The 4,425-nt window shown below is 68.9% G+C and carries 5 protein-coding genes; 2 read left to right on the forward strand and 3 right to left on the reverse strand.

From position 1 onward, the window contains the following. Positions 1-124: 124 nt before the first annotated feature. Together IAE41_RS21890 and IAE41_RS21895 are read right to left on the reverse strand one after the other, a co-directional pair. Positions 125-817, reverse strand: a complete 693-nt coding sequence (locus IAE41_RS21890) for a DsbA family oxidoreductase (RefSeq protein WP_200734549.1) — start codon at positions 815-817, stop codon at positions 125-127. A gap of 40 nt (positions 818-857) precedes the next feature. Beyond that, entirely contained in the window at positions 858-1,343 is a 486-nt protein-coding gene (locus IAE41_RS21895) for a CYTH domain-containing protein (RefSeq protein WP_200734550.1), read from the reverse strand. Positions 1,344-1,435: 92 nt separating this feature from the next. On the opposite strand from IAE41_RS21895, the gene IAE41_RS21900 reads away from it, so the two are divergent. Further along, positions 1,436-2,026, forward strand: a complete 591-nt coding sequence (locus tag IAE41_RS21900) for a hypothetical protein (RefSeq protein ID WP_200734551.1) — start codon at positions 1,436-1,438, stop codon at positions 2,024-2,026. Between the two features lies 1 nt (position 2,027). Here IAE41_RS21900 and rlmD read toward each other — a convergent pair whose 3' ends face one another. Then, positions 2,028-3,362 carry a 23S rRNA (uracil(1939)-C(5))-methyltransferase RlmD gene (gene rlmD / locus IAE41_RS21905; protein ID WP_200734552.1) on the reverse strand — a complete coding sequence of 445 codons (1,335 nt, stop codon included), beginning with the start codon at positions 3,360-3,362 and terminating at the stop codon, positions 2,028-2,030. Between the two features lie 128 nt (positions 3,363-3,490). Here rlmD and IAE41_RS21910 point away from each other — a divergent pair, with 128 nt between their 5' ends. Beyond that, positions 3,491-4,213, forward strand: a complete 723-nt coding sequence (locus IAE41_RS21910; protein WP_200734553.1) for a response regulator — start codon at positions 3,491-3,493, stop codon at positions 4,211-4,213. Positions 4,214-4,425 lie beyond the last annotated feature (212 nt).

The following is a 4,425-nucleotide window of genomic DNA, read 5'->3' on the forward strand; positions in this document are numbered from 1 at the left end:
TACAAGGTGCTGGGCGGCGGCTGGCACGAACGCGGGTAAACCCCGGTAGCGGGGGGGCCCCCCCCCCGGGGGGGCCCCCCCCCCCCGGGGTCGGATCCCCGCAGGGGCTCCGACCCCAGCCCGCTCAGACGGCGCAGCCGTCCGGGCCGCAGGCTTCGTCACCGGCTGCGGCAGCGGGCGCACCCTGCTCGGCGGCGATCTGGCGCAGCGCGTTGGCGAAGGCTTCGGGCGGCTGTGCACCGGAAATGGCCCAGCGGCCGTCGATGACGAAGGTCGGCACCGAGGAAATGCCCAGTGCGTGCGCCTGGGCCAGCTTGGCCTCGACCTCGGCCAGGCCACGGTCGGAAGCCAGCATCTGGGCGATTTCGGCGCCGTCGAGGCCGCCTGCCACGCCGGCCTTCACCAGCACAGCGGTGTCGGCCAGGTTCTGGCCATGTTCGAAGTGCGCGCGGAACAGGGCCTCGCCCACCGCGTCCTGCACCTCATGTTCGCCGGCCAGCCACAGCACCCGGTGCGCCGGCAGCGTGGTCACCCGCACCTGGCCCTGGCTGAAGTCCATTGGCAGGCCTTCGGCGCGCGCGGTGGTCTGGGTCTGGCCCAGGATCTGCTCGGTGCGCTCGGCACCGCCGAACTTGGCGGCGTAAGCCTGGCGCAGCGGCACCGGGGTGTCCCCGGCATCCGGATCCAGCTGGAACGGCTGCCAGTGGATGTCGAGTTCAGGCGCATCGGCGCCCAGCAACTGCACACCCTGCTCGAATCGATGCTTGCCGATCCAGCACCAGGGGCAGACCACGTCGGAGTAGATATCGATCTTCATGCAGGTGACATGGGGACCGCTGCGGACGAAAAAAGGGGCTTCACCACTGTGAATAGGGATGATTGGCCAAGGCGACGTTGTAGTAGCGGGTGTCGTCGGTCACTTCGGCACCGGCCCAGTCCGGCAGGTCGATGGCCTGGTCGGCGCTGTCCAGCTCGACTTCCGCCACCACCAGCCCGGCGTTGTCGCCGAGGAACTCGTCCACTTCCCAGGTCAGGCCGGCGTGCTCGACCAGGTGCCGGCGCTTGTCGACCAGCCCACCCACGCACAGCGCCAGCAGCGCCCGCGCATCCTCCACCGGAATCGGATAATCGAACTCCTGGCGGGTGTGGCCGATCGTGCGCGACTTCAGGTTCAGCGCGGCATGGTCGCCTTCGATGCGCACCCGCACCGAGGCGTTCTGGGTGCCGCGGTCAAGCGAGCCCATGTCGTTGATGTAGCCCTGCGCCATCGGGATCACCCGATGCGCGGCGGCACGCCACCCGTCGTGGGTGACGAGGAATTTGCGTTCGATTTCGATGCCCATGCGGCCATTATGCGCGATGCCTGTGACCAGGCCGGTACCCGGCGCCGTGCGGCCACCTACAATGGCACTTCCTCCTGCATGGATGCCGGTCGATGCGCCGTCTGTTGCTGCTGTTGTGCTGCCCACCCGCGCTGGCCGTGGCCGCCCCCGTGCCCGACCTGCAACAGGTGCAGGCCGCGCTGGCGTCGGAGATGGAAGCCGGACTGCAGGGCAGGAGCACGGGCAGCCAGATCGCCGCCGCGATGTTCGCACCGCGCTTGAACGCGCTGCCCTGGTGCGTACCGGCCGGGGACGGCGCCGTCGACTGCAGCGTGGGCTACGAGCGTGGCATGGACCAGCGCCATCGGATGATGCGGCTGGCGCCGCAGGGCGATGGCTGGCGGCTGCAGTCAACGCGCCTGCAGGCACCGCAGCCGCCGCTGGCAGAACTGGCCCCGCAGCTGCAGGCCCGCATCGAGGAAGCGATCGCGACCGGTGCCGATGCCTCGGAACGCGAAGCGCTGCGCGCCGATTTCGATGGCATGCGCCTGACCGGCGTGGACGGCTGCGACCTGGCCCAGGCCAGCGGCCAGCTGCAGTGCGACCTGCTGCTGGCCTTCGACAGTGGCCATGATGGGCAGATGACGCTGGGCCTGCAGCGGATCGGCGACCAGTGGCGCCTGGACCCGCTGCCGGCCGGGTGACTCAGCGCTTCTCGAACACCGCGATGCTTTCCACATGCGCGGTGTGCGGGAACATGTCCATGGCGCCGGCGCTGACCAGGGTGAACCCCTGTTCGTTGACGAGATAGCCGGCATCGCGGGCCAGCGAGCCCGGGTGGCAGCTGACGTAGACGATGCGCTTGAACTGCTTCAGCGGCAGCTGCTGCAGCACTTCGATGGCGCCCGAACGCGGCGGGTCCAGCAGCAGCTTGTCGAAGCCCTGGCGCATCCACGCGGTGCTGCGCTGGTCCTGGGTCAGGTCGGCGCTGAAGAACTGGGCGTTGGCCAGTCCGTTGCGCTCCGCATTTTCACGGGCACGCGCGACCAGGCCGGCATCGCCTTCCACGCCCACCACTTCGCGCACCCGGCGGGCCAGCGGCAGGGTGAAGTTGCCCAGGCCGCAGAACAGGTCCAGTACGCGCTCGTCCTCGCCCGGCTCCAGCAGATCCAGGGCGTGGGCGATCATCTTCTCGTTGAGCTTGGCGTTGACCTGGATGAAGTCCAGCGGGCGGAACGCCAGCTCGACATCCCACGGCGCCAGCCGGAACGACAGCGGCACGCCCTGCCCGTCCAGCGGCTGCACGGTGTCCACGCCGCCGGACTGCAGGTAGATCACGAAACCATGCTGCTGGCCGAAGGCGGCCCAGGCCTCACGGTCGGCCTCGCTGAGCGGCTGCAGGTGGCGCACGGTCAGGACCACGGCCTGGTCGCCAGCGATGAACTCGATCTGCGGGATGTCGCGCTTGCCATCCAGCGATTCGATGAAGGTCGACAGCGCCTCGACCTTGGTGCCGATTTCCGGGATCACGGTCAGGCACTGGCTGAGATCGGCCACGAAGCGCGGATCCTGCTCGCGGAACCCGACCAGGGTCTTGTCCTTCTTTTCCACGCGGCGCACCGAGAACCGGCCCTTGCGGCGGTAGCCCCAGCTTTCGCCGACCAGCGGCGGCAGCACGGCGCCCGGCTTCACGTGGCCGATGCGCTCGAGGTTGTCCATCAGCACGCGCTGCTTGGCGACGATCTGCTGGCCTTCGTCCAGATGCTGCAGCACGCAGCCGGCGCAGGTGCCGAAATGCGGGCACTTGGGGGTCACCCGCTGCGGCGAGGGCTGCAGCACCTCGACGGTGCGCGCCTCGTCGAAATGACGGCTGCGGGCGGTCTGTTCAGCCATCACCACTTCGCCCGGCAGGGCGCCACTGACGAAGGTGACCTTGCCGCCCTCGCCTTCACGGCGGGCGACGCCACGACCATCATGGCTGAGGTCGAGGATCTCGGTCTGGAACGGAGTACGGTCGATGCGGGAGCGGGATCGGGCCACGTGGCAACAGGCTGCGGGCAAAAATGGGTGCGTATTGTCGCAGATCCGGGACGCGGGGGTCCGATGGCCGCTTGCGCCCGCCGCTCCCGTGATTGATGATGGACGCAGCTGACATGGAGGCAGCCCTGATGCAGATGACCCCGCGGGCCAGTCGGCCACGCTTCCTGCTTGTCGAGGATGACATCATCAGCCGCGGTTTTTTCAAGGCGGCGTTGGAAACGTTACCAGCGGATGTGGACACCGCTGACTCACTTGCAAGTGCATTGGCACGCGCCGAACCCGGTGCGCATGACCTGTGGCTGATCGACGTCAACCTGCCCGACGGCAATGGCGCGCAGCTGCTGCATGAACTGCGCCGCTCGCATCCGGACACGCCTGCCCTGGCCCATACCGCCGATGGCGATGTGAGCATCCACGCGCGCCTGCGCGAGGCCGGCTTCAGCGACACCCTGGTCAAGCCGCTGGGCCGCGACCAGCTGCTGAAGGCGGTGCGTCGCGCACTGGTCAACAGCCCCGCAGGCACGACCCCGCCTCCGGCAGCGATCGAGCTGGTGGTGGAGGACTGGGACGAGACGGCGGCCCTGGCGGCGCTCAATGGCCAGCGCAATCACCTGATCGCCCTGCGCGAGCTGTTCCTGGCGGAACTGCCGGGGGTGCGCGATGCGGTGGAGCAGGCGGTGGACCAGCACGACGCGTCGAGCCTGCGCAACCAGCTGCATCGGCTGCAGGCCAGCTGTGGGTTTGTGGGTGCGGCGCGGTTGGCGCGAGCGGTGCGGCAGCTGCATCACGCGCCGGAGTCGGGGCCGGCGCAGGCCGGGTTCCGGGCAGCGGTGGCAGCCCTGCTGCACTGAGGGTGTTCGGCAGGGCTGCGCCCTGCACCTGCTCAATGCAACGGCAACGGCCAAGGCCAGAGCAACAGCGGGCATTCCGTGGGATGGCGGGGCACTGTGGGTTTGCGGGGACGCCGTGAACCCATCCATGGGGGCTTGGTCGCCGCATCCATGCGGCTCACTGATCTGGCTCCCCGTCAGCGGACGCCAAGAAGCGATACTTTGATCGCACT

Origin of the sequence: Stenotrophomonas sp. S39 (genome assembly GCF_016624665.1) — a bacterium.
Taxonomy (GTDB): domain Bacteria; phylum Pseudomonadota; class Gammaproteobacteria; order Xanthomonadales; family Xanthomonadaceae; genus Stenotrophomonas.

What these genes read in the sequence shown, in the direction of transcription:
- IAE41_RS21895 (WP_200734550.1), bottom strand. Translation starts at nt 1,343, where the DNA reads ATGGGCATCGAAATCGAACGCAAATTCCTCGTCACCCACGACGGGTGG.
- IAE41_RS21900 (WP_200734551.1), top strand. Translation starts at nt 1,436, where the DNA reads ATGCGCCGTCTGTTGCTGCTGTTGTGCTGCCCACCCGCGCTGGCCGTG.
- IAE41_RS21890 (WP_200734549.1), bottom strand. Translation starts at nt 817, where the DNA reads ATGAAGATCGATATCTACTCCGACGTGGTCTGCCCCTGGTGCTGGATC.
- IAE41_RS21910 (WP_200734553.1), top strand. Translation starts at nt 3,491, where the DNA reads ATGCAGATGACCCCGCGGGCCAGTCGGCCACGCTTCCTGCTTGTCGAG.